The sequence below is a fragment of the Streptomyces sp. NPDC018947 genome (genome assembly GCF_044390505.1).
Lineage (GTDB): Bacteria > Actinomycetota > Actinomycetes > Streptomycetales > Streptomycetaceae > Streptomyces.
Genome location: NZ_JBIRZD010000002.1, coordinates 673,489 through 699,770, shown reverse-complemented (window position 1 = coordinate 699,770; position 26,282 = coordinate 673,489). Strand labels below are relative to the sequence as shown.

Annotated in this window: 25 protein-coding genes and 1 pseudogene; 16 read left to right on the top strand and 10 right to left on the bottom strand. The window is 73.8% G+C overall.

Annotated elements, in window-relative coordinates; all coding sequences use genetic code 11:
- Positions 1–150: 150 nt before the first annotated feature.
- The 3 genes from ACH499_RS07835 to ACH499_RS07825 all read left to right on the top strand — a co-directional run bounded on the left by ACH499_RS07835 (position 151) and on the right by ACH499_RS07825 (position 2,305).
- The gene (locus ACH499_RS07835; RefSeq protein WP_356203633.1) at positions 151–1,065 is read left to right on the top strand and encodes an SDR family oxidoreductase; all 915 of its coding nucleotides are present in this window, start codon (positions 151–153) and stop codon (positions 1,063–1,065) included.
- A 181-nt stretch (positions 1,066–1,246) separates the two neighbouring features.
- On the top strand, positions 1,247–1,942 hold the full coding sequence (locus tag ACH499_RS07830; RefSeq protein WP_356203631.1) for a L,D-transpeptidase family protein: 696 nt from the start codon (positions 1,247–1,249) through the stop codon (positions 1,940–1,942).
- 177 nt (positions 1,943–2,119) lie between these two features.
- On the top strand, positions 2,120–2,305 hold the full coding sequence (locus tag ACH499_RS07825; RefSeq protein ID WP_356203630.1) for a hypothetical protein: 186 nt from the start codon (positions 2,120–2,122) through the stop codon (positions 2,303–2,305).
- 323 nt (positions 2,306–2,628) lie between these two features.
- Here ACH499_RS07825 and ACH499_RS07820 read toward each other — a convergent pair whose 3' ends face one another.
- Positions 2,629–3,645 (bottom strand): hypothetical protein, encoded by a 1,017-nt coding sequence (locus tag ACH499_RS07820; RefSeq protein ID WP_399014279.1) that lies wholly within the window; start codon positions 3,643–3,645, stop codon positions 2,629–2,631.
- Between the two features lie 26 nt (positions 3,646–3,671).
- On the opposite strand from ACH499_RS07820, the gene ACH499_RS07815 reads away from it, so the two are divergent.
- A complete protein-coding gene (locus tag ACH499_RS07815; protein ID WP_399014278.1) occupies positions 3,672–4,850 on the top strand; it encodes a MalY/PatB family protein in 1,179 nt (392 codons plus the stop codon).
- An 88-nt stretch (positions 4,851–4,938) separates the two neighbouring features.
- Positions 4,939–5,325, top strand: coding sequence for a PPOX class F420-dependent oxidoreductase (locus tag ACH499_RS07810; protein WP_356203625.1), 387 nt, complete (start codon positions 4,939–4,941; stop codon positions 5,323–5,325).
- Between the two features lie 8 nt (positions 5,326–5,333).
- On the opposite strand, the gene ACH499_RS07805 is transcribed toward ACH499_RS07810, so the two are convergent.
- Positions 5,334–5,747 carry a zinc ribbon domain-containing protein gene (locus ACH499_RS07805; RefSeq protein ID WP_356203623.1) on the bottom strand — a complete coding sequence of 138 codons (414 nt, stop codon included), beginning with the start codon at positions 5,745–5,747 and terminating at the stop codon, positions 5,334–5,336.
- Between the two features lie 235 nt (positions 5,748–5,982).
- Here ACH499_RS07805 and ACH499_RS07800 point away from each other — a divergent pair, with 235 nt between their 5' ends.
- Together ACH499_RS07800 and ACH499_RS07795 are read left to right on the top strand one after the other, a co-directional pair.
- On the top strand, positions 5,983–6,819 hold the full coding sequence (locus ACH499_RS07800) for a hypothetical protein (protein ID WP_356203621.1): 837 nt from the start codon (positions 5,983–5,985) through the stop codon (positions 6,817–6,819).
- Positions 6,820–6,842: 23 nt separating this feature from the next.
- Positions 6,843–7,331, top strand: a complete 489-nt coding sequence (locus ACH499_RS07795) for a flavin reductase family protein (protein ID WP_356203619.1) — start codon at positions 6,843–6,845, stop codon at positions 7,329–7,331.
- Between the two features lie 9 nt (positions 7,332–7,340).
- On the opposite strand, the gene ACH499_RS07790 is transcribed toward ACH499_RS07795, so the two are convergent.
- The 3 genes from ACH499_RS07790 to ACH499_RS07780 all read right to left on the bottom strand — a co-directional run bounded on the left by ACH499_RS07790 (position 7,341) and on the right by ACH499_RS07780 (position 11,919).
- Positions 7,341–9,725, bottom strand: coding sequence for a SpoIIE family protein phosphatase (locus ACH499_RS07790; RefSeq protein ID WP_399014277.1), 2,385 nt, complete (start codon positions 9,723–9,725; stop codon positions 7,341–7,343).
- A gap of 585 nt (positions 9,726–10,310) precedes the next feature.
- Positions 10,311–10,700, bottom strand: a complete 390-nt coding sequence (locus ACH499_RS07785; protein WP_356203615.1) for a hypothetical protein — start codon at positions 10,698–10,700, stop codon at positions 10,311–10,313.
- A 301-nt stretch (positions 10,701–11,001) separates the two neighbouring features.
- Positions 11,002–11,919, bottom strand: coding sequence for a MurR/RpiR family transcriptional regulator (locus ACH499_RS07780; protein WP_399014275.1), 918 nt, complete (start codon positions 11,917–11,919; stop codon positions 11,002–11,004).
- A gap of 170 nt (positions 11,920–12,089) precedes the next feature.
- Between ACH499_RS07780 and ACH499_RS07775 the strand changes: the two genes are divergently transcribed.
- Positions 12,090–12,251 (top strand): hypothetical protein, encoded by a 162-nt coding sequence (locus ACH499_RS07775; RefSeq protein ID WP_356203612.1) that lies wholly within the window; start codon positions 12,090–12,092, stop codon positions 12,249–12,251.
- Between the two features lie 73 nt (positions 12,252–12,324).
- On the top strand, positions 12,325–12,738 hold the full coding sequence (locus tag ACH499_RS07770; protein ID WP_356203611.1) for a DUF3662 domain-containing protein: 414 nt from the start codon (positions 12,325–12,327) through the stop codon (positions 12,736–12,738).
- Positions 12,739–12,942: 204 nt separating this feature from the next.
- Here ACH499_RS07770 and ACH499_RS07765 read toward each other — a convergent pair.
- Positions 12,943–13,657, bottom strand: a pseudogene (locus ACH499_RS07765) (nucleoside/nucleotide kinase family protein).
- A gap of 99 nt (positions 13,658–13,756) precedes the next feature.
- Here ACH499_RS07765 and ACH499_RS07760 point away from each other — a divergent pair.
- The 4 genes from ACH499_RS07760 (at position 13,757) to ACH499_RS07745 (ending at position 18,980) form a co-directional block, all read left to right on the top strand.
- On the top strand, positions 13,757–14,497 hold the full coding sequence (locus ACH499_RS07760) for a beta-phosphoglucomutase family hydrolase (protein WP_356203607.1): 741 nt from the start codon (positions 13,757–13,759) through the stop codon (positions 14,495–14,497).
- Positions 14,494–16,848: a glycoside hydrolase family 65 protein gene (locus tag ACH499_RS07755; RefSeq protein WP_399014274.1), complete on the top strand. Its 2,355-nt coding sequence runs from the start codon at positions 14,494–14,496 to the stop codon at positions 16,846–16,848. The genes ACH499_RS07760 and ACH499_RS07755 overlap by 4 nt, the downstream gene beginning before the upstream one ends.
- Before the next feature lie 99 nt (positions 16,849–16,947).
- Entirely contained in the window at positions 16,948–18,426 is a 1,479-nt protein-coding gene (locus tag ACH499_RS07750) for a hypothetical protein (protein WP_399014273.1), read from the top strand.
- 68 nt (positions 18,427–18,494) lie between these two features.
- A complete protein-coding gene (locus ACH499_RS07745) occupies positions 18,495–18,980 on the top strand; it encodes a DUF5709 domain-containing protein (protein WP_356203602.1) in 486 nt (161 codons plus the stop codon).
- 63 nt (positions 18,981–19,043) lie between these two features.
- On the opposite strand, the gene ACH499_RS07740 is transcribed toward ACH499_RS07745, so the two are convergent.
- Positions 19,044–19,265, bottom strand: a complete 222-nt coding sequence (locus ACH499_RS07740) for a hypothetical protein (protein ID WP_356203601.1) — start codon at positions 19,263–19,265, stop codon at positions 19,044–19,046.
- Positions 19,266–19,458: 193 nt separating this feature from the next.
- Here ACH499_RS07740 and ACH499_RS07735 point away from each other — a divergent pair, with 193 nt between their 5' ends.
- On the top strand, positions 19,459–21,744 hold the full coding sequence (locus ACH499_RS07735) for an MMPL family transporter (protein WP_399014272.1): 2,286 nt from the start codon (positions 19,459–19,461) through the stop codon (positions 21,742–21,744).
- Here the strand turns inward: ACH499_RS07735 and ACH499_RS07730 are convergent.
- Complete coding sequence (locus ACH499_RS07730) at positions 21,701–22,810, bottom strand: PP2C family protein-serine/threonine phosphatase (RefSeq protein ID WP_399014271.1); 1,110 nt, start codon at positions 22,808–22,810, stop codon at positions 21,701–21,703. The two genes, ACH499_RS07735 and ACH499_RS07730, sit on opposite strands and share 44 nt — an antisense overlap.
- Positions 22,811–22,955: 145 nt before the next feature.
- Here ACH499_RS07730 and ACH499_RS07725 point away from each other — a divergent pair, with 145 nt between their 5' ends.
- Complete coding sequence (locus ACH499_RS07725; RefSeq protein ID WP_399014328.1) at positions 22,956–23,300, top strand: hypothetical protein; 345 nt, start codon at positions 22,956–22,958, stop codon at positions 23,298–23,300.
- Positions 23,301–23,306: 6 nt separating this feature from the next.
- Here ACH499_RS07725 and ACH499_RS07720 read toward each other — a convergent pair whose 3' ends face one another.
- A complete protein-coding gene (locus ACH499_RS07720) occupies positions 23,307–24,194 on the bottom strand; it encodes a Gfo/Idh/MocA family protein (protein WP_399014270.1) in 888 nt (295 codons plus the stop codon).
- 248 nt (positions 24,195–24,442) lie between these two features.
- On the opposite strand from ACH499_RS07720, the gene ACH499_RS07715 reads away from it, so the two are divergent.
- Positions 24,443–25,294: an SAM-dependent methyltransferase gene (locus ACH499_RS07715; RefSeq protein ID WP_356203594.1), complete on the top strand. Its 852-nt coding sequence runs from the start codon at positions 24,443–24,445 to the stop codon at positions 25,292–25,294.
- Here ACH499_RS07715 and ACH499_RS07710 read toward each other — a convergent pair.
- Entirely contained in the window at positions 25,279–26,199 is a 921-nt protein-coding gene (locus ACH499_RS07710) for a helix-turn-helix transcriptional regulator (RefSeq protein ID WP_356203592.1), read from the bottom strand. The genes ACH499_RS07715 and ACH499_RS07710 overlap by 16 nt on opposite strands.
- Positions 26,200–26,282: the final 83 nt, after the last annotated feature.

Genomic DNA, 26,282 nt, shown 5'->3' with positions numbered 1-26,282 from the left:
CCAGCTTCACCGCGCCGGTGACGCGGTGAAGCTGGGAGACACGCGGAAAAGGTGACAGAAGATGTCCGGCTTCCCGGGCACTCTCGATCACGACACCGCTCCCGCGCCCCGCGCGGGAGCGTCCGTGAGGAGAGGGAACGGGAGCCGGGCATGGCAAAGTCACTCGAAGGCAGGGTCGCACTGGTCGCCGGGGCGACCCGCGGCGCCGGACGCGGCATCGCCGTGGAACTCGGCGCGGCCGGCGCCACCGTCTACGTCACCGGCCGCACCACCCGCTCCCGGCGCTCGGAGTACGACCGGCCCGAGACCGTCGAGGACACCGCCGACCTGGTCACCGAGGCCGGCGGCCACGGCATCGCCGTCCCCACCGACCACCTGGAACCGGCCGAGGTCGCGGCCCTCGTCGACCGCATCGCCCGCGAACAGGCCCGCCTCGACGTCCTGGTCAACGACATCTGGGGCGGCGAGACGCTCTTCGAGTGGGACAGCCCGGTCTGGGAGCACGACCTCGACAAGGGGCTCAGGCTCCTGAGGCTCGCCGTCGAGACCCACGCGATCACCAGCCACCACGCCCTGCCCCTGATGCTGCGCAGCCCCGGCGGACTGGTGGTCGAGGTCACCGACGGCACCGCCGACTACAACCGGGACCACTACCGGGTCTCCTTCTTCTACGACCTCGCCAAGACCTCCGTGCTGCGGATGGCCTTCGCCCTCGGCCACGAGCTGGGCCCGCGCGGCGCCACGGCCGTCGCCCTCACGCCGGGCTGGCTGCGTTCGGAGATCATGCTCGACCACTTCGGCGTACGGGAGGAGAACTGGCGCGACGCCCTCGACCGCGTCCCCCACTTCGCCATCTCCGAGAGCCCCCGTTACCCCGGCCGTGCCGTCGCCGCGCTGGCCGCCGATCCGGGCGTGGCGCGCTTCAACGGCCAGTCCCTCTCCAGCGGCGGGCTCGCGCGTGAGTACGGCTTCACCGACCTCGACGGCAGCCGGCCCGACGCCTGGCGCTACCTCGTCGAGGTGCAGGACGCGAACAAACCGGCGGACGTGGCCGGTTACCGCTGATCCGCCCGGCACCGGTGAGCGGGCCGCCGGACGGGGGCGGCCGGTGTCGATTATCACTCTTTTGTCGCGGTGCGGGCCGGCGGGCAACCGAAGGGGCCGGACGGATGTCCAACACAGGGGGATCGCACTCGGGGCGACCTTCCGCCCTTCCAACGCTTCGACGCGAAAGGCTGACCGGCCCATGGGGGACATCCGCAGACGGGGTGCCGTCGCACTCGGGCTCACCGCACTGGTGGCGCCGCTCACAATCGCGCTGGGCGCCACGCCGGCGCAGGCCGCGAGCTGCACCACGAAGACGGGCCCGTACCAGAAGAAGGTCGAGAAGTTCCTCGGCCGCCCGGTGGACGGCAGGCAGTCCACCACCGACTGCAAGGCGATCCGCGCCTTCCAGACCAAGCACGGCATCTCTCCGAACATCGGCTACGCGGGTCCCGTCACCTGGGGTGTGATGGACCTCATGCAGAGGCAGAAGGCCGTCGGGAAGAACCCGAACAAGTCCGGCAAGTGCCCGGTGAACAAGGGCCGCATCGCCTGCGTGGACCTCACCCTCCAACTGAGCTGGATCCAGGACGGCAAGAAGCTCGTCTACGGCCCCGTGCCGGTCCGCACCGGGCGCAACGGCTACGAGACGCGCACCGGCCTGAAGAAGATCTACTGGCGCAACATCGACCACGTCTCGACCATCTACGACGTGCCGATGCCCTACAGCCAGTTCTTCGACGGCGGACAGGCCTTCCACTCGGTCGGCGTCAGCGTGTGGAGCCCGCCGGGCTCCCACGGCTGCGTCAACATGACGAAGAACGACGCCAAGAAGTACTGGTCGCTGCTGAAGAAGGGCGACGACGTCTACGTGTACGGCCGCAAGCCGGGCACCTGACCGGGACGGGGGCGGCGGTGAACGGTGAACGGGCGTGCCGTGTGTGGCGGAACACACCCGTCGCAACGAACTCCCCGCCGCCCCTTGACAGATGGGGTGGTCGACGTGATCAGTAACACGGTCCGTTATGTCCCTTTCGAAGGTGATTACTCACATCGTCTTCACGTCCGGCCCCGTATGCTTCACATCATGTCCACCAGTGTTGAACCTTCCTCCGAGCGATCGGCTGCCGAGGTCAACGAGGAGATCCGGGCCCTGTGGCTCCGGTCGGGCGGGACACTGAGCGTCGAGCAGCGCGAGGAGTACCAGCGGCTCGTCCTGGAGTGGGCCGCCGCGGCCCCGGAGTCCGTGAAGGCCGCCTGACGGCGCCCGCTGCTCCTCGGCGCCTCGCCGTCCCGGTCCGGGCACCCCGTGCGGGGTGCCCTTTCCGTCACCTCGGCAGCTCTGCCCCACGTGGCCGAGCGATGCCGCCGGACCGCCTCGCGGTCCCTTTCCGTACGCGGACGCCGTATGGCCGCCGGCGCGGCCAGGCTTCCCGTGATCACCAGCGGGCCCGGCCCCACGGCACGGCCGTCCGTGAGCCGTGACACCAGGGCCGGCCACCCGCACCCGCCCCACCGTCCCCCGCGGCCGGGGCGGACGGATCCGTCCGGCGGCGAGGTGATCACCGCCGGGGCGGACCGCGTTCACCGTGCCCGGCCCCCGGCGGGTGGCGGGCCGTCGGCGAGCCGGAGCCAACTGCCCTCGTCGCCCCACACGGAGGCCGGGTCCAGGTAGGGCCGCAGCAGCCCGGTGAGCACGGCGTCGCCGCCCCCGTCGAGCACGTCGGAGGCGATCGACCGGGCGATCCCGGCCAGGAAGTCGGCGAGCTGGATCCGCGCGTCGAGCCGCGCGTGCACCAGCCGCAGCCCGTCGAGGCGGACGCCCCCGGCCCGCGCCCGCTCCTCGATCCAGGCGATGCGCTCCGGCGTGAGCGTGTTCTGCCGGTCGTGCACCAGGCGGACCGGACGTCCCGCCGCGCTCCAGTACGCGGCGGTCGCCACGACGGCGGGCAGCAGCGGGTCCAGCACCGGGATCGTCACCGGTCCCGCGGTGAGCCCGGCCCGGAAGGCGGCCGCCCGGGGCCGGGCGGCCGCCAGCCGCCCCAGGACCGCGGCCGCACCGGACGGCGGCCCGGCCCGGAGCAGCGCGTCCACCGTGCGGAAGAACGCCTCGACCGCCCGCTCCCCGGAGCCGTCGCCGCGCACCCACAGGAGCCGGTTGGCCGTCGTCAGGAACTCCCGCCAGCCGTCCGCTCCGAAGCCCCGCCGCCCCTCCCGGAACAGTGGCAGCGCCTCGGCCGGGTCGCCGAGCAGCAGGGCGGCGGTCCGGTCCACCACGAAGTACGCCTTCTCGGTCAGATGCACATGGGCGTGCCCGTGGAGCGGCCCCGACGGGGCGAGCAGCCACTCCAGCACGGCCCGGTGCTTGACCCGCAGCAGGTGGTTCGCCTTGTACTCCGAGGCGGGTGAGCGGATGCGGTCCCGGATCTCCCGCACGGCCCCGGCCGCGCGGGCCACGGGCAGGCACACACTGGCGTGCGCGAACACGTCGGTGTTCCCGCCGGTCAGGTTCTCCCCGTCCGAGCCCGACTCGTCGCACGCCACCTCCAGGAACGCTCCCTCCGGCGCCCTGGGCACCCCGTCGTCCCGCTTCCCGGTCACACCACGGCCCCCTAACCTTGGGCCCCATGACCAGGATCCCGCAGGAGACGCCCGGTGAACCCAGTCCCCTGAACGCCCTCACCCTCGACGTGCTGCGCCGGCGGACGAGCATGAAGTGGCGCACCCACCCCGCGGACGTGCTGCCGCTGTGGGTGGCCGAGATGGACGTGCCGCTCGCCGCACCCGTCGTGCGCGCCGTCACCGACGCCCTGGAACTCGGCGACACCGGCTACCCCGTCGGCACTGCCTACGCCGAGGCGCTGGCCGCCTTCGCGGGCAAACGCTGGGGCTGGGACGACCTCGCCGTGGAACGCACCGCGATCGTGCCCGACGTGATGCTGGGCGTCGTCGAGATGCTCAAGCTGGTCACCGGCCCCGGCGACCCGGTGATCGTCAACCCGCCGGTGTACCCGCCGTTCTACCAGTTCGTGACCCACCTGGACCGGCGCGTCCTTCAGGCCCCGCTCGGCCCGGACCTGCGGATCGACCTCGGGGCGCTGGAAGAGGCGTTCCGGCGTGCCGTCGCCGGCGGGGGACGCGCCGCTCACCTGCTGTGCAGCCCGCACAACCCGACCGGCACCGTGCACACCGCCGACGAACTGGCCGCCGTCGCCGCCCTCGCCGAGAGGTACGGGGTCCGCGTCGTCGCGGACGAGATCCACGCGCCCGTCGTCACGCCCGGCGTACGGTTCGTGCCCTATCTGAGCGTTCCCGGCGCCGAGCGGGGCCTGGCGCTGATGTCGGCGTCCAAGGGCTGGAACCTGGCCGGCCTCAAGGCGGCCCTCGCCCTGGCCGGACCCGGAGCCGCCGCCGACCTGGCCCGGATGCCCGAGGAGGTCGGGCACGGGCCGAGCCATGTCGGCGTCATCGCGCACACGGCCGCCCTGCGTGACGGCACCGACTGGCTGGACGCCGTGCTCGGCGGGATCGACCACAACCGGCGGCTGCTCACCGACCTGCTGGCCGCGCACCTTCCCGGCGTCGTCCACCGCCCGGGGCAAGCGACGTACCTCGCCTGGCTCGACTGCCGCGCGCTCGGCCTCGGCGACGACCCGGCGGAGGTCTTCCTCGCACGCGGCCGGGTGGCCCTCAGCGCCGGCACCGACTTCGGCACCGGCGGCGCGGGACACGTACGGCTCAACCTGGCGACCTCCCCTGACGTCCTCACCGAGGCGGTCCGGCGGATGGCGTCGGCCCTGACCTGAGCGGCGGGGCGCCGGGCGGGCGGCACCTCGGGGTGTCCGGAGGGTGCCCGCGGCTCCCCGGCCGCCGGTGCCCCTAGACTGCCGGACCATGGACGAGGCGACACTGGCCCGGCTCGGCGCCGGCAAGTACCTGCTGGTCACGAGCTACCGCAAGGACGGCAGCACGGTCGCCACCCCGGTGTGGGTCGTGCGCGACGGCGGCACGCTCGGTGTGTGGACCGCCGCCGACTCCTGGAAGGTCAAGCGCATCCGCAGGCGGGCCGACGTCCTGGTCGGCCCCTGCGACGTCCGCGGCAACCCGACCGGCGACCGGATCCCCGCGACCGCCGAGATCGGCGACGCGGCCACCGCGGGCCGCTTCCGCGCCCTCATCGCCCGCAAGTACGGCATCACCGGCAGGATCGTGCTCCTCGGCAGCCGGCTGCGCCGGGGCCTGGACGGCACCGTCGGCATCCGGATCACGCTCACGCCCTGAGCGCGCCCTCAGGTCCAGGCGCGGTACGGCTCGTCGACCAACTGGAAGACGGGCTCGCCCCGTACGGGGTCCTTGGCCGTGGACAGCCGCACCCGGTCCCCGCTGTGGATGCCGATGAGCGGGCCCATGACCCGGCCGCGCACCACGAAACCCTCGGCCATCTCTATCAGGGAGACGTTGCGCGCGCCCGGGGTGTTGCGGTGCACCACGGTGGAGTGGCGGACCGTGCCGGTGCCCTGGCTGCGCTCGGTCCGCAGGTCGCTGCCGCGGCAGACGGGACACAGGAGCCGGTGGTACATCGCCGTCCCGCACCAGGTGCAACGCTGGAAGTAGACGGCCTCGGTCTCCGGGGCCTTGGGGGCGAGCAGGCCCGTGGAGGAGCCCGCTGCCTGCTGAACGGCGCTTGCTGAGGGGTGGTACACGCTGTCAACTCCCTGCACTCGGGCCGGAATTCCGTGCCCCGGTCGCCCGGGCACCTCGGTGCGCGGCAGACCGTGCCACCGCGCACGACGACAGCGTATGGCACTCAGTGCCACCCGTAAAGGCACTGAGTGTAGTTGACGGGCTTTCCGTTCGGCCGGCGGGAAAGCCCGTCGACGGCCCGCGGGGCGGCACCGATCGCATACGATCGCCTGCCGTCGTCCCGAGGAGCTCCCGATGCCGTCCGCCCGTTCCCGTGTCCTCTACGTCACCGACCTCGCCTACCCGGCTCGCGGGCGGCGCTACTGCGACGAGGACATCTTCCTCACCTCCCGGCTGCGCGAGGACTTCGACCTGGCCCTGTGCCACCCGCGCGACGCCGCCGCGCTGATGGACGCCTTCGACGCCGTCGTCGTCCGCAACAGCGGCCCGGTGCTGGGGTACCGGGCCGCCTACGACGCCTTCCGCGAGCGCGCGACGCGGTCCGGGACCCGGGTCTACAGCCAGCTCACCGGCCGGGCGGACATGGCCGGCAAGCAGTACCTGCTCGACCTGACGGCGGCCGGGCACCCCGTCATACCCACGGTCGACCGGCCGGAGCACCTCGACCGGCTGCCCGCGGCCGCGGAGTACGTCGTCAAGCCGAAGCTGGGCGCCGACTCGGTGGGCCTGCGGTTCGTCCCCGCCGACCGGATCCAGGAGGCGGTGCGAGCCGGGAGCGGCGACGTCCTCGTCCAGCCGCGCATCGACTTCGCCTACGAGGTGTCCTTCTACTTCGTCGACCACGACTTCCAGTACGCCCTCCACGCGCCCCACCCCGACCGCCGCTGGGACCTGGAGCCGTACGAACCCACCGCGGACGACCTCGAGTTCGCCCACCGCTTCGTCGAGTGGAACGGCATCGAGCACGGCATCCAGCGCGTCGACGCCTGCCGCGCCCCCGACGGCGCGCTGCTGCTGGTCGAGCTGGAGGACCTCAACCCGTACCTGTCGCTGGACGCCCTCGACGAGCGGCGCCGGGACGCGTTCGTGGAGGCGATGAAACGGGCCCTGCACCGCCTGCTCGAGATCTGACGGACCGGCCGCCGGGTCCTAGCATGTCCGTCATGGACGTGTTTCTCGGCCGGCTCGACCCGGACATGTGCGTGGTGACGGCCGCCGCGGGCGGGGAGCGGGCGGGCTGCCTGGTCGGGTTCTCCTCCCAGTGCTCCATGGACCCGGTGCGGTTCGTCGTGTGGCTGTCCGAGGTCAACCGGACCTTCCGGGTCGCCGGGGCCGCCGAGTACCTCGCCGTCCATCTGCTCGCCCGAGACCAGTGCGCGGCGGCCGAGGTGTTCGGCGGTGAGACCGGCGACGAGGTGGACAAGTTCGCGCGTGTCCGCTGGCGACACGGGTACGGCGGGACGGTCCTCCTGGAGGACGCCGAGGCGTGGTTCGTCGGCCGGGTCGTGGCGCGGGTGCCCGGCGGCGACCACGTCGGTCACGTCCTCGACCCCGTGGAGTGGGGCGGGCGCGACAAGCCCGGCGGGCCGCTGCTGCGGCTCGCCGACGCCCGCACCATCGAGGCCGGCCACCCGGTGGAGTGACCCGGGCGGCTAGGGCCGGTGCGCCGCGGCGTCGGGCACGCGTATGTCGAGGACGCAGACGTCGTCGCGCAGTTCGGCGGCCGGCAGCAGCGAGGCCAGCAGCGGCTCCAGCGTGCCCGCCTCCCTGGCGTGGTGGGCCGCGGCGGCCGCCGCCAGCCGGTCCAGGCCCCGGTCGATGCCCTCGGGGGGCCGCTCGACCAGACCGTCCGTGTAGAGGATGAGGCGGTCGCCCGGCTCCATGAGGCACTCCGCCTCCTCGTACACCGGGGCGGTGCCGGCCCCGAGGAGTATGCCCTTCGGCCGGTCGAGGAAGCGGGCCGTGCCGTCGCGCAGCAGCAGCGGCGGCAGATGACCGGCCTGCGCCCACACCAGCCGGCGCCGCGCGGCCGAGTAGCGGGCCAGCACCATGCTCGCCGTGCCGTGGGCGCCGCGGGAGTGCAGCAGCAGCGTGTTGAGGCGGGCGAGCGCGCCGGTCAGGGAGGAACCGGTGACGACCATGCCCTTGGCGGTGAAGCGGAGCTGGGCCATCGTGGCGACGGCGTCCACCCCGTGCCCGGCGACGTCGCCGACGACGAACAGGGCGTCCCCGTCGGGCAGTTCTATGGCGCTGAACCAGTCACCGCCGACCTGCACGCCGGCCTGCGCGGGAAGATAGGCGACCTCGACCCGCAGCCCGGCCGGCCGCACGGGTCCGCGGGGCAGGGGGAGCAGCGCGTCCTGGAGCCGGGCGGCCAGTGTCCGCTCGGCCAGCAGCACGTCGTGCTGGGTCAGCATCGCCCGCTCGCTCTCCAGCAGCGCCAGTTCGGCGCGGCGCCGGGCGGTCACGTCCTGGACGAAGCCGTGCACCTCCACGGGGGTGCCCCGGCCGTCCGTCGCCGCCTCGGCCACGATCCGCAGATGCCGGACCCCGCCGGGTGTCCTGGCCCGGAACGGGACGTCGCAGGGCCGCCCCTCGCCGGTCAGCTCACCCACGGCACGGGTCAGCGCGGGCGCGTCGTCGGGCACGGCGAGGGCGGGCAGTCCGGTCAGCGGGACGGGGCCGTGCGCGGGGTCCCGGCCGAAGATGGCGAAGACCTGGGCGGACCAGGTGGCCTCGTCGGTGACCAGGTCCCAGTTCGCCCAGCCGAGGTTGCCGAGCCGCTGCACGTCGGCCAGCCGCTGCTCCTGGCGGTCGGAGGGGTCTTCGCGGACCCAGGACAGCACGAGCGCGTCGTCCAGCGGTGCCACCCGCAGCCGGTGCGTGACCGGCTCCGCGGCTTCGTCCGCCGGCTCGCGCAGCGGGAACGGCTCGCCCTCGCTCGGCTCCCCGGTCGTCAGCGTACGCAGGCACGCCCGCAGCACCGGCCCGGCACAGGCCGACGGTACGCACTCCAGGAGCCGCCGGCCGACCGGGTCGGTGGTCCGGCCGCCGGTGAACAGCGACGCCTGCGCCGTCGCGGCCTCGATCCGCAGGTCCCGTACCTCTCCCGAGGGCGCGCGCACGGGGGTGAGCAGCACGGCCGCGCCGGGCAGGGCGTCGAAGACCCGTCGTACGGCCTCGGCGGCACCGTCCCCGGCGGGCGGGCGCCGGGGACCGGGCGTGGTCAGCCACCCGGCGCACAGGCGGGCGACGGCGCGCAGGTGTTCCCTGGCGTCGGGCGGGAAGGGGGCGCCGTCGCGGCGCCGCACCCCGAGGCAGAGGCCGGTCGGCACCGGCAGCCAGGCCCGGGAACGCCGGCGTCCCCGCGGACCGGCGCCGAGCGGATCGGGCCCGTCGTCGTGCCCGGGGCAGTCCAGCCAGCGCGGCTCACCGGTGCGCAGGGCGTCCAGCGCCGGGGTCCCGCTCAGCGGCGGCACCTCCCGCCACCGAGCGGCCGCCGCGTCGCCGAGGCCGGCGTGGCCCACCAGTTCGAGGCCGCCCGAGGGCAGCGGGGCGTAGAGCAGTACGGCGTCCGCGGCGACGCCGGGCGCGAGCCGCTCCAGCAGACACCGGGCGAGGTCCCGCGGCGTGCCCGCGCCGGCCAGGGCATCGGTGAGGCCGGCGAGAGCGGCGTCGCCGGAGAGGTCCGGTGCGGGCGGTACGGGCATGGCGCCCAGGGCGTGCGAAGCGGGTGCCGCGGCGGGCGGCGGCGTGAGGGCGCCGAGCGTGCGCCGGCACTCCTCCAGCAGCGTGCGCCGCTCCGCCTTCGCGCGCCGGACCAGCGTCTCGTGGGCGTCCTCGGCGGTGCCGCCGGTGAGGGCCATCACGGCGCCCTTGGCCCGCTCCACGACGGCAGACGCCGTGGCCAGGTCGCGCAGCCGGTCCAACTCGGCACGCTGCCTGGCGACGACTTCGGCCAGAGTGCCCAGGTCGGGCGCGGCGCCGGATTCCGTCGGCGTGGCGTGCTCGCTCGTCACGCGTCGAGCATGGCACATACACCGGGCTTCGACGGCAGGTCGTCGCCACTTGATTGTTTCGCCGGGCCGGCAGGGCGTCGAGGACCGCTGCGCGGCCGGGCGCACACGCCGGGGCGAGCGCTGCGTGCCTCGCAGGTCTGCCGGACCGCTCGCCCTCGGTCGCCGTGGCGCGCACCGGACAGGGACGCCGCTGCGAGGCTTGGCGCATGCCGGGGCGAGGGTCTGGTCGGCAGACCGCTCGGGCGTGCACGCGGTGATGACCCGCCGCGTGCCTCGGCGGGGCTGTGGGACTGCTCGCCCCCGGTCGCCGTGTCCCGCGTCGGCCGAGGACGCTGCTGCGCGGCGGGGGCATGCCGGGGCGGGAGGGGGCTGGTGGGCAGGCTGCTTGGGCGCGCACGCAGTGATGTGCCGTGCGTCGGCCCGGGGCACCGCCCCTGTCCCGCGCGGTCGGAACCCACGCTCGCCGGGGCCCCTGCACAGCCCAGCCCGCGACGGCCCCTCGACTTCCGCGTCCTGGTCCAGGGGCGCTCGGCAGTGGCGTACAGCGCCCTGCACCGTCCGGCCCGGCGGGTGCGCGACCGGGCCCGCCCCGCCCGGCCGGGGCTACGGCTGCCGTCCCGCCGTTCCCCGCTCGGTCAGGGCCTCCGTCACCGCGCGGACGCTGCGTGCGATGTGCTGGAGCTGGCCGATCTCCGCGGCGTACAGCTTGATCGTGTGTTCGATGACCGACTCGGGGAGGCCGAGCCGGGGCAGGTCGGCGCGGGCGGTCTGGAGTGCGGTGCGGGCCACGCGGATCTCCTGCTGCACCTGGATCTGCGCGTGCCGGGCCAGCAGTACGGGGTGCCGGATCAGCGCCGGGTAGCCGGCGTAGCGGGCCGGCACCAGCTCCCGCAGCCACTTGGCCGCCGAGCGTTCCCAGTCGTAACTGCCGGGCGTCTTGACCTGGCACGGCCAGTCCGGGCTGATGCGCGTGGTCGTCAGGTGCATGATCATCGCTTCCGGGGGTGCGGCGTCGTCGGGGGTGGGGCGACAGGTGCGGGGCGGCCCCGGCCCAGGGGAATTGGCCGGGGCCGCCACGGGCGCTCGCGGAGGCGGCGCCCGACCGAACGGCCCGGGGCGCCGGAGCGGGCAGGGTCCGGCAGCCAGGACCGTTCGCGCGGAGGCGGACGCGGTTCCGGGCGTTGTCCGGGCCGCGATCCGTGAGCAGTATTTATATATGCCATCCGCTTGGCAAGACGTATGAAAACATTCATGTCCGCTTGTCGGGACAGCCCCGAACGCCCCGGCGCCGCCCTCAGTCCCGCAGGAAGAACTGGTGCTGCTCGGCGATCTGCTCGTACTCCTCCAGCCGCGCCTGGGTCCGCTCGGGATCCGCGTCGGTCATGGCCTGGAGCAGCGCCGCGCACATCACGCCCGGCGCCGCGTACGAGTCGAAGACCAGCCGCGACCCGGTGCCCGTGGCGAAGGTGACGTCGGCCTCGTCCGCGATCGGGCCGAGCGCCAGGTCGGTGATCAGCGCGACCTTCAGCCCCGCTCCGCGCGCCACCCGCACGGCGCCCAGGGTCTCCTGGGCGTGCCGCGGCAGCGAGAAGGCCAGCACCCACGTCCCGCCCGCCTCGCGGGACTGCAGCAGCGCGTCGTAGGCGACGCTGCCGCCGCGGGTCACCAGGCGCACGTCGGGGTGGACCCGGCGGGCGGCGTAGGCGAAGTACTCGGCGAGCGAGACGGAGATCCGCAGCCCGAGCACGGTCAGGGGCGTCGACGCGGCGAGCTTCCGGCCGACCTCGACGACCGGTCCCGGGTCGGCGAAGTCACGCCGCAGGTTCTCCAGGTTCTCGATCTCGGCGTCCACCGCCGCCTGCAGTTCGTTGCCGCTCTCCTCCGCCGGCGTGCCGCCGCGCCCGCCCAGCGCGATGGACTGGAGCCGCTCCCGCAGCGCCGGGTAGCCGCTGAAGCCGACCGCCGAAGCGAACCGCGTCACCGACGGCTGGCTGACCCCGACGCGCTCGGCGAGGTCGGTGATGGAGAGGAACGCGGCCTCCGTGAGGTGCTCGATCAGGTACTGGGCGATGCGCCGCTGGCCGGGGGAGAGGCGGGGCCGGTCGAACAGCGTCCTGAGCCGGGACGTGGGGGAGAACTCCGCCTCCGGGACCGCCGCCCGTCCGGAGCTGATCGCCGATGCCTGCGCGCGTGCCTGCTGCGGCGATGGCACGGGTGCGCCTCCCTTGTCTCCCACGAAGGTCAACATAGCCCACCGGCCGCCACCGCCCGGGCGCGAACCCGGGACGCCCCGACGCCCACCGGACCGCCGGGGATAGCACCGCGCCGGACGGGAACCCGCGCCCCTGAAGCACCCGACACCGTCGACGAGGAGTCCCCGTCATGACCGTCCCGGAAGAGAACCGGCCGAAGACCGACACCACCGACGACGTCCTCGACCAGCGTGCCGAGGAGACACCCCGCCCGCCCGGCGGCACCGGCCGGACCATGCGCGAGGCCCTGGAGGAGGCCCACGTACGCCCCGACGACTACGACGAGGAATGACCGCGCCGTAACCGCGCGCCGACCGCGCGCCCCCACGGCATCCGACCCCGATACCACCGGCAGGTGACAACGCATGGGCGCCATCAGCGCTCTGGAGAAGGCCCTGGAGAACGGATGGGAAGCGCTGTGGGCGCGGGTACTCGACAAGGAGCCCGTCGAGATCCTGGACGCCCTGCGCAGTGAGTGCGACAGCAAGGCCGTGATCTGCGCCGAGGGCCGGGTCATGGTCCCCAACGCCTACGACGTCGAACTCGCCGGCGTCGTGCACGAGGAACTGGCGCGCCGTGGGGGCCGGGTGGGCCAGGTGCTCACCGACAGCCTGGCCCGGCACGCCGAGCGCCGCGGCTACGAGTGGGCCGGCCCGCTGACGGTGCACGTCGGCAGGTCCGACGACGTACCCAACGGCCGCTACCGCGTGGCGAGCGGCGTGATGCGGCACGTCAGCGCCGAAGGGTTCCCGCAGGCGGCGTCCCGGCGGGGCGCGTAGCGGCGGACCCCGGCCGAGTGGCCGACGGGGGCGGCCGGAGGCCATCGCGGCGCCCGGCCGCCTGGCCCTGCCGCTGTGCCACCCGGCGCCGAGCCGGCCCCGCCCCGGCAGACCGCGCACCCGGCGTGCGGCCCCGGACGCGCGCCCTCAGGGCATCCCCACCGGCGCCCCGAGACCCCCAAGCCCCGCTTGCCGCGACCGAGTTCAGTGAACCAAGCCCGAACCGGTACCCGAGCCCGTATCCGTACCCGAGCCCACCCCCGCCCCGCCCGCCCCCCGTACCGCCGCCTCCGGCACGACGAGGTCGGCGTGCCGGCCGGTCGCGGCGACCAGGTCGGCGTTGCGCTGGTCCGTGCGGAGCACCCACGCCACCGCGTCCTCGTGGGACTTGCCGAACTCCTCGTGCCGCGCGACCAGCCGGCGCACCCGCTCCTCCTCGGGCACCTCGCAGAACCACACCTCGTCCAGGCACGACCGCACCCGCGCCCAGGCGCCCGTTGTCCAGCAGCAGGTAGTTGCCCTCCGTCACGACCAGCCGCGCCTCGGGCGGCACCGGGAGCGCCCCGGCGAGCGGCTGCTCCAGCACCCGTTCGAACCCCGGCGCGTAGACCGTGTCGCCGTCCCCCTCCTCGCGCAGCCGGCGCAGCAGTGCCGCGTACCCGGCCGCGTCGAAGGTGTCCGGCGCGCCCTTGCGGTCCCGGCGGCCGAGCCGTTCCAGCTCGGCGTCGGCGAGGTGGAAACCGTCCATGGGGACGTGCGCGGCCCACGCCCCGCCCGTCCCGTTCAGCTCCCGCACCAGCGCCTCGGCGAGCGTCGACTTGCCGGCGCCCGGGCTTCCGGCGATGCCGAGGATCGCGCGCCGCCCGTCCCGCGGCAGGGAACGGGCCCGGAGGAGGAGGTCGTCGAAAGTCAGCGGCACACCCCGAGTGTGTCACCCGGCCCGCCCCGCCCCGGTCCGGGGCGTTTTGTGGCACGTCCCACCCGATGGGATCCGGCCCGCCGGGGAACTGTGACGGGTATGACGACGCAGCTCGGACTTCCCGACGGCATCCAGGCCTGCCTCTTCGACCTCGACGGGGTCGTCACCCGGACGGCGGTGGTGCACGCCGCCGCCTGGAAGGAGACGTTCGACGCCTTCCTGCGCGAGCGGGACGGCGCGGACTTCCGGCCCTTCACCGACTCCGACTACGACGAGTACGTCGACGGCCGCCCCCGGGCGGACGGCGTGCGCACCTTCCTCGCCTCGCGCGGCATCGAACTGCCCGAGGGCGATCCCGGCGACCCGCCCGACGCCCCGACGGTCAACGGCGTCGGCAACCGCAAGAACCGGCTGGTCCTGGAGAAGATCCGTACCGAGGGCGTCGAGGCGTACGAGGGCACGCTGCGCTACATCGACGCCGTCCGCGCCGCGGGCCTCGCCACCGCGATCGTCTCCTCCAGCGCCAACACGGTGGACGTGCTGCGCTCCATCGACGCCGAGCGCCTGTTCGACGTACGGATCGACGGGGTCGTGGCGCGGGAGCGGAAACTGCCCGGCAAACCGCGTCCCGACACCTTCCTCGCCGCCGCCCGCGACCTCGGCGTCGAGCCGTCCCGGGCCGCCGTCTTCGAGGACGCCCTCGCCGGCATGGACGCCGGCCGTTCCGGCCGCTTCGGCTACGTCGTCGGCGTCGACCGCGTCGGCCAGACCGACGCCCTGTACGCCCACGGCGCGGACCGCGTCGTCAAGGACCTCGCCGAACTGGAGAGCCACGCGTGATCATCAACCGGACCTACGCCGTCGAGCCCTGGTCGGTGCGCGAGACCGCGCTGAACCTCGACCTCCTCGCCCAGAGCGAGTCCGTCTTCGCCCTGTCCAACGGACACGTCGGCTGGCGCGGCAACCTCGACGAGGGCGAACCGCACGGCCTGCCGGGCAGCTACCTCAACGGCGTGTACGAACTCCACCCGCTGCCGTACGCCGAGGCCGGCTACGGCTACCCGGAGGCCGGGCAGACCGTCATCAACGTCACCAACGGCAAGCTGGTGCGCCTGCTCGTGGACGACGAGCCGTTCGACCTGCGCTACGGGCGGCTCGTCAAGCACGAGCGCACCCTGGACCTGCGGCGCGGTGTTCTCGAACGCTTCTGCGAGTGGACCTCCCCGGCGGGCAAGACCGTCCGGGTGCGCTCCACCCGCCTGGTCTCCCTCACCCAGCGGGCCATCGCCGCCGTCGAGTACGAGGTGGAGCCCGTCGACAGCCGCATCCGCGTGGTCATCCAGTCCGAGCTGGTGACCAACGAGAGCCTGCCCGGCCCGGACGGCGACCCGCGGACGGCCAAGGCGCTCAAGTCCCCGCTGGAGCCCGAGGAGGACCTGGCGCTCGGCCCCCGGCTGCGTCTGGTCCACCGCACCCGCCGCAGCGGACTGCGCGTCGCCGTCGCCGCCGACCACGTGGTGGAGGGCCCCGAGCAGACCACCACCAGCAGCGAGAGCAACGTGGACGTGGCCCGCCTGACCATCACCTCCGCCCTGGAGCCGGGACAGCGGCTGTGCGTGCAGAAGACGGTCGCCCACGGCTGGTCCAGCGTCCGTTCCCGGCCGGCGATGAGCGACCAGGTCGAGGCCGCGCTGGCCGCCGCGGCGCAGCAGGGCTGGAAGGGGCTGGTCGCCGAACAGCAGGCGTACCTCGACGACTTCTGGGCCCGCGCCGACGTCGAGGTGCACGGCGACGAGGAGATCCAGCAGGCCGTCCGCTTCGCCCTGTTCCATGTGCTGCAGGCCGGCGCCCGCGCCGAGCAGCGGGCGATCCCGGCCAAGGGACTGACCGGTTCCGGGTACGACGGCCACGCCTTCTGGGACACCGAGATGTTCGTGCTGCCCGTGCTGACCTACACCGAGCCGAAGGCCGTCGCCGAGGCGCTGCGCTGGCGCTGCGAGACCCTGCCCGCGGCCCGGGACCGCGCCGCGCAGCTCGGGCTGGCCGGGGCCGCGTTCCCCTGGCGGACCATCGACGGCTCGGAGGGCTCCGCGTACTGGCCGGCCGGCACCGCCGCCTTCCACGTGGCCGCCGACATCGCGCACGCCGTGGTGCGGTACGTGGCGGCGACCGGCGACGCCGACTTCGAACGCGACACGGGCCTGGAGCTGCTGGTGGAGACCGCCCGGCTGTGGCGCTCCCTCGGCCACCACGACCACCACGGCGTCTTCCACATCGACGGCGTCACCGGTCCGGACGAGTACAGCGCCATCACCGACGACAACGTGTACACGAACCTCATGGCGCGCTCCAACCTCCTCACCGCCGCCGACGCCTGCGAACGCCACCCCGACCAGGCGGCCCGGCTCGGCGTGGACGACGAGGAGAGCGCCACCTGGCGGGACGCCGCCGAGGCCGTGTACATCCCCTACAACGACGAACTGCGCGTCCACGAGCAGCACGCCGGCTTCACCCGCCACCAGCGCTGGGACTTCGCCTCCACCGGCGCCGACCAGTACCCGCTGATGCTGCACTTCCCCTACTTCGACCTCTACCGCAAGCAGGTGATCAAACAGTCCGACCTGGTCCTCGCCATGTACACCTGCGGAAGCTGGTTCGACGAGCACTGCGACGAGGAGCAGATCGCCCGCAACTTCGCCTACTACGAGCCGCTGACCGTGCGGGACTCCTCCCTGTCCGCCTGCTGCCAGGCCGTGGTCGCCGCGCAGACCGGACATCTCCGTCTCGCCTACGACTACGCCTCCGAGGCGGCCCTGATGGACCTGGCGGACCTGGAGCACAACACCCGCGACGGGCTCCACATCGCCTCGCTGGCCGGGACGTGGATGGCGCTGGTCGCCGGGTTCGGCGGCACCCGCCGCGACGGCGAGAGCCTGCGCTTCACGCCGCGGCTGCCCGAGAAGTTCAGCCGGCTCGCCTTCCGGCTCCAGTTCCGAGGCCGGTGCCTGAGCGTCGACATCGACGCCGACAAGGCGACGTACACCCTGCTGATGGGTGACCCGATCACGATCCACCACCACGGCCGCCCGGTGTTCATGAACGGCGACGGCCCCGTCACCCGCGCCATCCCCGCCCATAAGTGGCGTCCGACGCCCGAACAGCCCCCGCATCGCAGCCCCAACGCCCGCTGACGGATACCTTGCCCTTGTCATCCGGTTTGCCGGACTTCTGCCGACCGCGGCAGGGGCGAGGTTCGAGCGGCCCCGCGCACGGCGGGGATGAGGGGCACCATGGCCGACGGCGCGCACACCACACTCGCCGGCGGGCGCCGGCACGGCACGGCGCCGGGACCCGGCACCCCCGGGCGCCGGCGCGGTGCCTTGCCGTTCGCCGCGGTGGCCGCCGTCTTCACCCTCGCCCAACTGGTCCTCGTACGCCCCGGACTCGCCCTCGGCTGGGACGAGACGGTCTACGTCAGCCAGGTCGCCACCCACCACCCGGCCGCCTTCTTCAGCGCCCCGCGCTCGCGCGGCGTCTCCCTGCTGGTGGCGCCCGTCGCCTCCTGGTCCTCCTCCACCGCGCTGCTGCGCGTCTATCTGGCCGTGCTCTCCGGCGCCGGCCTCTACCTGGGCATGCGGGCCTGGCGGGGCCTGTTCCCGGTCCGTGTCCTCACCACGGCGGGCGCCTTCTTCGCCACCCTGTGGGTGACCCTCTTCTACGGCCCCCAGGCCATGCCCAACTACTGGGTCGCCATCGGGGCCCTGATCTGCGTCGGCTGCTTCCTGCGGGCCCGCCGGGACCGGTCCGGCCGTGCGGCGCTGTGGGGCGTGGTGGCCGGCGTCGCGCTCATGGCCTGGGTGCGGCCCACCGACGCCGTCTGGGTGACCCTGCCCCTGCTGGTCCTCGCCGTGGCGCGCCGGCACGGACGGATGCTGCTCGCCCTCGCGGGCGGCCTCGTCGCCGGGGGAGGGGAGTGGGTGATCGAGGCGTACGCCTGGTACGGCGGCCTCGGCGCGAGGCTGGAGGAGGCGTCCCGCGTCCAGGGCGGGCTCGGCCTGCAGATCGCCGTCGACGACCAGCTCCGCAGCCTGGGCGGACGCGCCCTGTGCCGGCCCTGCACCGGGTCGATGCCGCCCCTGGTGGTCACCCTGTGGTGGTTCCTGCTGCCGGTCCTCGCGCTCGTCGCGCTGGCCGTCGCGGTCCGGGCCCGGCGCACCGCGCGCACGCTCGTCCCGCTGGCCTGCGCCGCCACGGCCGCCCTGCCGTACCTGTTCATGATCGGATACGCGGCGCCCCGCTTCCTCCAGCCCGCCTACGCCCTGCTGGCCGTCCCCGTCGCCGACGCGCTGTGGCACCTGGCCCGCAGGCCGGACGGCGGGTGGCGGCGGGTGGGCGCGCCGCTCGTCGCCCTGGGGCTGGCCGGACACCTGGCGGTGCAGCTCGTCGTCCTCGTGTACCTGGTGGACCGCACCGCCGCGGGCCGCGAGGAGTGGGCCCGCGCAGCCGACGCCCTGCACCGGCTGGGCGTCCGCCCGCCCTGCCTGGTCACCGGGCACGAGGCCATCCCGATCGGCTACTACGCCGGCTGCTCCTCCGGGGCGATCGGCGGCAACAACGGGAACACCACGGCCGCGGAGATCCTGGACACCGCCCGCCGCATCCCCGTCGCCGCCGTCACCGGCCCGGGCGGTACCCCGCCCGCGTACGCCCGCACGTGGAGCCCCCACCGCGTGGACGACCTGGACATCCGGGTCGCGTCACCGGGTTAGAGATCGCGGATCGGGAAACGCGAACCGCACACGAGACCACCGAGCCGACGCAGCGCAAGGAGGCAGCGATGGGCACGGACCCGATGGCCGACGACGCCTACCAGCCCACCGGGAGCAATGAGGAGCAGGAGGACGCCGCGCCCCTCGACCTTCAGGACGCCGTCGACGAGCGGGACTACGACGACACGCTCGACGAGGGCTACTCGCCGCCGGAGAAGCCCCTCGGCGTGACCAAGCACGGCACCACGGCCGCCGAGCAGCACGACGGCGAGACCCTCGACGAACGGCTGTCCCAGGAGGTCCCCGACGTGTCCGTCCCGGCCGGCGACGGCGTGGGCGACAAGTCCGACGGCGACGGCGAACCGGTCGACCCCGAGGCGGGCACCGAACGCTCCGGGCGCCTGGTCGCCCCCGACGAGGGCGTGCGCGCCGACACCACCAAGGAGACCGTCGCCGAGGACGTGGGCATCGACGGCGGTGCCGCCGGCGCCGAGGAGGCCGCCATGCACGTCGTGGAGGACGGGACGGCGCTGCCGGACGGCGGGCAGCGCTAGCGGCGCCCGACGCCGTGAGGGGACCGCCCGGCCCGGCCGGGCGGTCCCCTCACGGCGGTTCGGTCAGGGCAGCAACTTGTCGAGGGCGGCGGGACCCTCGTCGGCCAGCTTGTTCCTGGCCCATTCGAGATTCTTGGGGGTGATGTCGCGGCCGGCCGCGAGAACGAGGTCCTCAGGGGTCACCTCGGTGCCGGTGCGGACGTGGAGCCGGTCGTCCGGAGTGGCGCGGTCGTCGCTCGCGCGGACTTCGGACGGCCGGGAGGGATCAGGCTCTGACGTCGACATGTGACTGCTCCTCGGTCCGGATCGCTGCGTCGGTGCCGATGCTGCGCTATCGGTCCCGACTATCCCGATAACACCATTCAATGCCCGAGCACACCCCGCATCCGCAGGGCGGCGGCCCTGACATGCCGCGTCCGGCGACGCGCCGTCTAATGAGACGCATCGAGCGAATCGGCCCGGCAGTAAGGGCAGGCGCATGTCAAAAATGGGTGCCGACGCCCCGAAACCGGGGACCGCGGGCAAGGCGGGCGTTCTGCGCCGGTGCGGCGAGTGGTGTGCCCGGCACGGTGTCGTCGTCCTGGTCGCCTGGCTCGTCGCCCTGGTGGCCCTCCAGATCGTGAACCGCTCGTTCGGCGGCGAGTACTCGGACGACTTCGCCCTGCCCTCGGCCCAGTCGCAGAAGGGCCTGGACGTCCTGAAGCGGCACGACCCCGCGGCCGGCGGCTACAGCGCCCAGATCGTCGTCCACGACGCCGACGAGCCGCTGACCTCGCTCGGCTCGCAGATGTCGACCACGGTGGCCGACCTCCAGAAGCTGCCGCACGTCCTGTCCGCGCAGAACCCGCTCACCTCCGCCCCCGCCTCCGGCTCGTCGTCCGGACCGAACGTGGGCCCGCTGTCCTCGGACGGCCGCACCGGCTACATCACGGTCCGCTTCGACATCCAGCCCTCCCAACTCGGCGACGGCTACCTGCACGGGGTGGACGACTCCGTCCGGCCGCTGCGCGCGGCCGGCGCCGAGGTCGAGTACGGGGGGCCGCTCGGCGAACTGGCACGCCCCGCCGCCGACGACCGGGTGAGCGAGCTGATCGGCTTCGCCGTGGCCATCGTCGTCCTGCTGGTCGGCTTCGGCAGCGTCCTCGCCGCCGTCGCCCCGCTGGTGACCGCGCTGATCGCGGTGATCTGCGGCCTGGCCTGCCTCGGGCTGCTCGCCGCGGCGTTCACCTTCGCCACCGTGTCCCCGACCCTGGCCACCATGATCGGACTGGGCGTCGGCATCGACTACGCCCTGTTCCTGATCACCCGGCACCGGCAGAACCTCATGAACGGCGCCGACCCCGTCCGGGCGGCCGGACACGCCACCGCCACCAGCGGCCGCGCGGTGCTCGTCTCCGGCTGCACGGTGATCGTCGCCCTGCTGGGCCTGTACGCCTCCGGGGTGTCCTTCATCGGCAAGCTGGGCATCGCCGCCGCGGTGACGGTCGTCTCGGCCGTCCTCGGCGCGCTGACCCTCGTGCCCGCCCTGCTCGGCCTCGTCGGCCGGCACATCGACCGCCTGCGGGTGCGCCGCCCCGTCGCCGAGACCGACGCCGAGCCGGGCACGGAGCCGCACGGCACCTGGCACCGCTACGCGCGGCGGGTGGAACGGCGACCGTGGCACTTCCTGAGCGCGGGCGTGGCGGTGCTCGTGGTGCTGGCCGTCCCCGTGTTCTCCATCCAGCTCGGCCACATCGGGGACGGCGCCGACCCCACCTCCTTCACCGACCGGCGGGCGTACGACCTGATGACCGACGCGTTCGGGCCCGGCTCCAACGGCCCCCTGACCGTGGTCGTCGACCAGAGCGGCGTACCCCAGTCGCAGCGCTCGGACCTCGCCTCCCGGGTCACCAAGGGCCTGGACGACGTGCCCGGCACGGCCGCGGTGACGCCCGTGACGCCGACCCCGGACGGCGACGTCCTGCTCGCCACCGTCTACTCCCGGCAGTCACCGCAGGACGCCGCCACCACCGACCTGACCAACCGCCTGGTCGACAGCACCCTGCCGGACGCGGTCGCCGGCACGGACGCCAAGGGCTACGTCACCGGCACCACCGCCGCCCAGGTCGACTTCCGGGACATCGTGGCGAGCAGGCTGGCGCTCATCATCGGCGTCGTGGTCGCCCTGGCCTTCCTGATCATCCTGGCCGTTTTCCGCGGCCTGCTGGTCGCCCTGAAGGCCGCCGTCCTCAACGTGCTGTCGATCGCGGCCTCCTACGGCGTCGTCGTCGCCGTCTTCCAGTGGGGCTGGGGCGGACCCGCGCTCGGGGTCTCCGGCACCGTGCCCATCGAGAGCTACGTCCCGATGATGATGTTCGCGATCATCTTCGGGCTGAGCATGGACTACGAGATCTTCCTGCTCTCCCGCGTGCACGAGGCCTGGCTGCGCACCGGGGACGCGAAGGGGGCGGTGGCCCACGCGCTGGAGATCACCGCGCGGGTCATCACCTGCGCGGCCCTGATCATGGTGAGCGTCTTCGCGGCGTTCGTCGTCAGCGACAACATCGTGGTCAAGATGCTCGGCCTCGGCCTGGCCGTCAGCGTGCTCATCGACGCCACCGTCGTACGCCTGCTCCTCGTCCCCGCCGTGATGACCCTGCTGGGACGGCACGCCTGGTGGACGCCCCGGTGGCTCGACCGGATCCTGCCCCGCATCGACGCGGAGGGGCACGAGCAGGACCTCAGCGCGCGGGCGACGGCGAAGGGGTCAGCACGAGCATCGTGACGTCGTCGTCCACGGTCGCGCTGAAGCGCACGAGATCCGCCCACACACGCTCGGCGAGCGCGGCGGACTCCCCGGCGGCGAACGCGGCCAGCCGGTCGGCCAGCGGATAGAACGCCCCCCGGTCGTCCCTGGCCTCGACCACACCGTCGGACGCGAGGAAGAGCCGGTCGCCGGGGAGCAGGGAGAACGTGCTCACCTCGATCGCGCCCGCGTCCGCCAGTCCGAGCCCGAGCGGTGTCCACGGCGAGACCTTCAGCTCCGTGGCGCTCGCGCCGCGCAGCAGAAGGGGCGGCGGGCTGCCGCAGACGACGACGCGCACCTCCCGGGCGTCGGCGGAGAACTCCAGCAGCGCGGCCGTCGCGAACAGCTCGGCGTGCCGCGCGTCCGCGGAGTCCGTCAGCAGCCTGCGATCGAGCCGGGCCGCGACCGACACCAGCTCGGGCTGGTCGAGCACCGCCTCCCGGAACGCCCCCAGCAGCGAGGCGACCGTCGCGACGGCGGCCAGGCCGTGCCCCTGGACGTCGCCCATCACGGCCCGGGTGCCGAAGGGACCCTCCCGCACGTCGAAGAAGTCGCCCCCGACCAGCGTTCCGCGCTGCGCCGCGCGGTACAGCCCCGTACAGCCGACGGCCCCGACCCGCTCGGGCAGCGGGGGCGCGACGGCGCGCTGGGCGGCCTCGGCGACCGTGCGCTCCAGATCGAGCTGGGCGTCGCGGCGGCTGCGCACGAAGGACACGAACACGCTGAGCACGGAGACGAAGACGATGGTCAGCAGGTCGGTGTTGCCCGGCCGGTCGAGCTGGAAGGCCGGGATGTTCAGCAGGGCCACCACCGCGCCGCCCAGCAGGGCGGTCGCCAGCGGGCTGTACGACAGCACGGCCAGCGGCGGGATGGCGCCCAGCAGGAAGCCGATGTCGAGAGGGTCGTGGCTGATCAGCGTCGCCGCGCAGATGGCCACGATCAGGACGGGGGGCAGCGCCCGGACCCAGCGGGGCGGTGGCGCCCCCCGCAGCCAGCCGCGCCGGTCCTCACTACGGCGCTGCGGCGGGGCGGGCACCTTTCGCACACCACCACGCTCCTACGGCGGGCCGCCCGGCGCACGCCGGGGAACGCGCCTCGCCCGGAAACGCGGCCTCGCGCCGGGCGGCACGCCGGAGAGGGGTGGCATGCTGGCCGGCGGGTCGGTCACCGGAACGGACGGCGGAGGCACGGTGGGGTTCGAGGGCGAGGTCTGGCGCGTACGCGACCGGGCGGAGGCGGAGGTCGGGGAGATCGTCATCGAGGACGCGGACTTCCCCTGGCTCTCCGGACGGTTCACCCCCAAACCGGCGTACGCCGCCGTACGGGACCTGTTCGCCCGTGAACTCGCCCTCGTCGAGCGGGACGGCGAGGGGCACCGGGAGGAGTGGGAGGCCGCCTACGACGAGATCAGAGCCCGTGTGTCCCTGGCCTCGCCCGACGGCCCGGTGGCCGAGTTCCTCCTGCACATCGACGGGGACCGGGCCTGGTTCCGGTGGAGCGAGGAACCGTTCGGGACGCCGGACGCGGACGCCTGACCGGCGTCACCCGGCGCCCGCGCCGAGCAGGGTCTCCGCCTCGGCCAGGATCTCGGTGACCCGCAGTCCGAACGCGGCGTCGCACGGATGCGGGCGCCCGTCGCGCGCCGCGGCCACGAGCGCGTCCACCGCCCGCCGCAGGGCGGGCACGGGCCCCTCCGGGCTCTCCGGCATCAGCGTCACCCCGGCCCGGCCCCGCAGCTCCACCGCGGCACCCGCCGCCTGGGGCGGCGCCGTCAGGCTGAGCGTGAGCGTGCTGGACGCACCGCCGGCGTGGTCGAGCACCAGGTGCACGGTGTCCCCGGGGCCCGGAACGGCCGCCGCCACCCGCCGTACGTCACCCAGGACCGGCAGCAGCACGGACAGGGCGTGCGGGCCGACGTCCCACAGGGAGCCCTTCTCCCGACGCCACGGCGAGCGCGCGAAGGGGCTGTCGCCGGTGAACACCGCGCCGAGCCACTGGGCCCGCGCCGTGAACCAGCCCCCCGTGCCCGCCTGCCCGGTGATCCACGCCTGAGTCGCGGGCTGGAACCGGGTCGTGAAGAAGACGACGGAGGCGACACCGGCCCCTCGCGCCGCCTCGACCACCGCCCGCCCCTGCGCGACCGTCGCCGCGAGCGGCTTGTCCAGCAGCAGATGGCATCCGGCGCGAGCCGCGCGCACCGCCAGCTCGCCCTGCACGGCGGGCGGCAGCGCCACGGCGACGGCGTCCACGTCGGCGAAGAGGGCGTCCACGTCGTCGTAGGCGCGTGTGCCGTGCCGCGCGGCCAGTTCCTCTGCGGCCTCCGGGCGGCGCCCCCACACGCCCGCGAAGTCCACGCCGTCGTGCCCGCCGAGGGCGGGCGCGTGCGCCAGGTCCGCCCAGGGACCGGTACCGAGCAGTCCGATGCGCATACCGCCGCCTCTCCACGTGAACCCGACCCGGCCGCGAGCCTGCCACACGGACGGGGTGCCCCCTTCCCCGTCCGTCGACGCGGCCGGCCATGTGCCGCGTCCAGTACCCGACGGGCGCCCAAGTCACCCTTGCCATACCACTCTTGACGTCCCTTCGGCCAGAGCACTGGTTCATCCGACCGCCCGGTCCCTAGGATGTACCCTCGGTCAGGCCGGTGCAGGTGGCGCGGTACGGAGCTGGGAGAACGATGCGAGCCGACAAGCGGTTGTCCACGGAGATCGACGCCAACATACCCACGGCCGCACGTATGTACGACTACTACCTGGGCGGCAAGGACAACTACGCGGCCGACCGGGCGGCGGTCGGGGAACTCGACAAGGTCGTTCCCAGCACCCGCCGGCTCGCCCTGAACAATCGGCGCTTCCTGCAGCGCGTCGTCAGGACGCTCGCGCAGGAGTACGGCATCCGCCAGTTCCTCGACCACGGCTCCGGCCTGCCCACCCAGGACAACGTGCACCAGGTCGCCCAGCGCGTCGACCCGGAGTCGCGCGTCGTCTACGTCGACAACGACCCGATGGTCCTGGTCCACGGCCGGGCCCTGCTCGACCAGAACGACCGCACCGCCGTCATTCACGCCGACATGCGCTCGACCGAGGAGATCTTCTCCCACCCGGAGACCCGGCGTCTGATCGACTTCTCCCAGCCGGTGGCGGTGCTGTTCAACTCGGTCTTCCACTGCATACCGGACAGCGAGACCGACGGGCCGATTGCCGTGGTCCGCCGCGTGACCGAGCGGCTCGTGCCCGGCAGCTACGCCGTGATGTGCCAGCTCGTCAGCGACGACCCCGAAGTGCGCAAGTCCGTCACGGAGTTCATGAACGAGGCGACGCACGGGAACTGGGGCCGTGTGCGCGAACCCAAGGACGTCGAGGCCTGGTTCGAGGGAATGGAGATCCTGGAGCCTGGGCTGGTGGAGGTCTCCACCTGGCGTCCGGACAACGAGGTGGCCCCCCGACAACTCACCGACGAGTGGATCGAGTTCGGGGGCCTCGGCCGCATCGGCCAGTCGGGGCGCGCACCCGTCTACGGCGCCGGGTAGCGCGCCGTCATCGTCGAGCGCAGGGACTCCAGCGACTCGCGCGGGGTCAGCGCCTCGTCGGCCAGCCGGTCCAGCGCGACCCGGTACTCCTCGGTCTCGTCGCGGTCCTCGAGGAAGTTGGCGCTCCTGATGTGCTCCAGATAGACCACGTCGGGCAGGTCGGCACCGCCGAAGCGCAGATAGGTCACCGGGATCGCGGGCGCCGACGCGTTGGTCACGTCCAACGGCACGATCTGCAGCGTCACATGGGGAAGCTCCGCCATCCTGATCAGGTGCCCGAGCTGTTCCCGCATGACGTCGCGGCTGCCCAGTACGCGCCACAGCACCGACTCGTCGATGATCGCCCAGAGCTGCGGGGCGTCCGCCCGTGTCAGCAACTGGGCGCGGCGCATCCGCAGTTCGACGCGGCGCTCCACTTCGCCGGCGGGCGCGCTCGGCAGGCCCCGCTGGACGACGGCGCGGGTGTACGCCGCCGTCTGGAGCAGTCCGGGGACGTACTGGATCTCGAAGGTGCGGATCGTCGCCGCCGCCTCCTGGAGGCCGACCAGACGGTCGAACCACTCGGGCATCAGGCGCTTGTCGTACCGCTGCCACCAGCCCGGCTCACCGGCACGCCGGAGCAGCTTCAAGAGCACCGAGGCCTCGTAGGGGTCGGTCCCGTAGAGCTCCAGCAGGGCACGGACGTCCTTCTCCGTGGGAGGCCTGCGACCCTTGCCCGACTCGATGCGCGACAGCTTGGCCCCGCTGAACCCCAGTTCGCGTGCGGCCTGGTCCTGGGAGAGTCCGGCGTCCTCGCGGAAGCCCGCGAGCTGCACTCCGACGAGCATCTTCAGCAGGGTGGGCGCCGGCTCGGTCCGGTCCAGATAGGGTTCGAGGCGGGAGATGCGAGGTGACGCGGCGGACATCCTGGCTCCCAGCAGAACGGCAGACTTGATGAAAACACTATCCCACCTCGTCGCCGTCCATGGCATGGGCCGGCCGGAATCGG

Bases quoted from the DNA above. Each gene is read 5' to 3' on its own strand.
- ACH499_RS07835 (WP_356203633.1), top strand. From the start codon at position 151: ATGGCAAAGTCACTCGAAGGCAGGGTCGCACTGGTCGCCGGGGCGACC.
- ACH499_RS07830 (WP_356203631.1), top strand. From the start codon at position 1,247: ATGGGGGACATCCGCAGACGGGGTGCCGTCGCACTCGGGCTCACCGCA.
- ACH499_RS07825 (WP_356203630.1), top strand. From the start codon at position 2,120: ATGCTTCACATCATGTCCACCAGTGTTGAACCTTCCTCCGAGCGATCG.
- ACH499_RS07815 (WP_399014278.1), top strand. From the start codon at position 3,672: ATGACCAGGATCCCGCAGGAGACGCCCGGTGAACCCAGTCCCCTGAAC.
- ACH499_RS07810 (WP_356203625.1), top strand. From the start codon at position 4,939: ATGGACGAGGCGACACTGGCCCGGCTCGGCGCCGGCAAGTACCTGCTG.
- ACH499_RS07800 (WP_356203621.1), top strand. From the start codon at position 5,983: ATGCCGTCCGCCCGTTCCCGTGTCCTCTACGTCACCGACCTCGCCTAC.
- ACH499_RS07795 (WP_356203619.1), top strand. From the start codon at position 6,843: ATGTCCGTCATGGACGTGTTTCTCGGCCGGCTCGACCCGGACATGTGC.
- ACH499_RS07790 (WP_399014277.1), bottom strand. From the start codon at position 9,725: ATGTGCCATGCTCGACGCGTGACGAGCGAGCACGCCACGCCGACGGAA.
- ACH499_RS07785 (WP_356203615.1), bottom strand. From the start codon at position 10,700: ATGATCATGCACCTGACGACCACGCGCATCAGCCCGGACTGGCCGTGC.
- ACH499_RS07775 (WP_356203612.1), top strand. From the start codon at position 12,090: ATGACCGTCCCGGAAGAGAACCGGCCGAAGACCGACACCACCGACGAC.
- ACH499_RS07770 (WP_356203611.1), top strand. From the start codon at position 12,325: ATGGGCGCCATCAGCGCTCTGGAGAAGGCCCTGGAGAACGGATGGGAA.
- ACH499_RS07760 (WP_356203607.1), top strand. From the start codon at position 13,757: ATGACGACGCAGCTCGGACTTCCCGACGGCATCCAGGCCTGCCTCTTC.
- ACH499_RS07750 (WP_399014273.1), top strand. From the start codon at position 16,948: ATGGCCGACGGCGCGCACACCACACTCGCCGGCGGGCGCCGGCACGGC.
- ACH499_RS07745 (WP_356203602.1), top strand. From the start codon at position 18,495: ATGGGCACGGACCCGATGGCCGACGACGCCTACCAGCCCACCGGGAGC.
- ACH499_RS07740 (WP_356203601.1), bottom strand. From the start codon at position 19,265: ATGTCGACGTCAGAGCCTGATCCCTCCCGGCCGTCCGAAGTCCGCGCG.
- ACH499_RS07735 (WP_399014272.1), top strand. From the start codon at position 19,459: ATGTCAAAAATGGGTGCCGACGCCCCGAAACCGGGGACCGCGGGCAAG.
- ACH499_RS07720 (WP_399014270.1), bottom strand. From the start codon at position 24,194: ATGCGCATCGGACTGCTCGGTACCGGTCCCTGGGCGGACCTGGCGCAC.
- ACH499_RS07715 (WP_356203594.1), top strand. From the start codon at position 24,443: ATGCGAGCCGACAAGCGGTTGTCCACGGAGATCGACGCCAACATACCC.
- ACH499_RS07710 (WP_356203592.1), bottom strand. From the start codon at position 26,199: ATGTCCGCCGCGTCACCTCGCATCTCCCGCCTCGAACCCTATCTGGAC.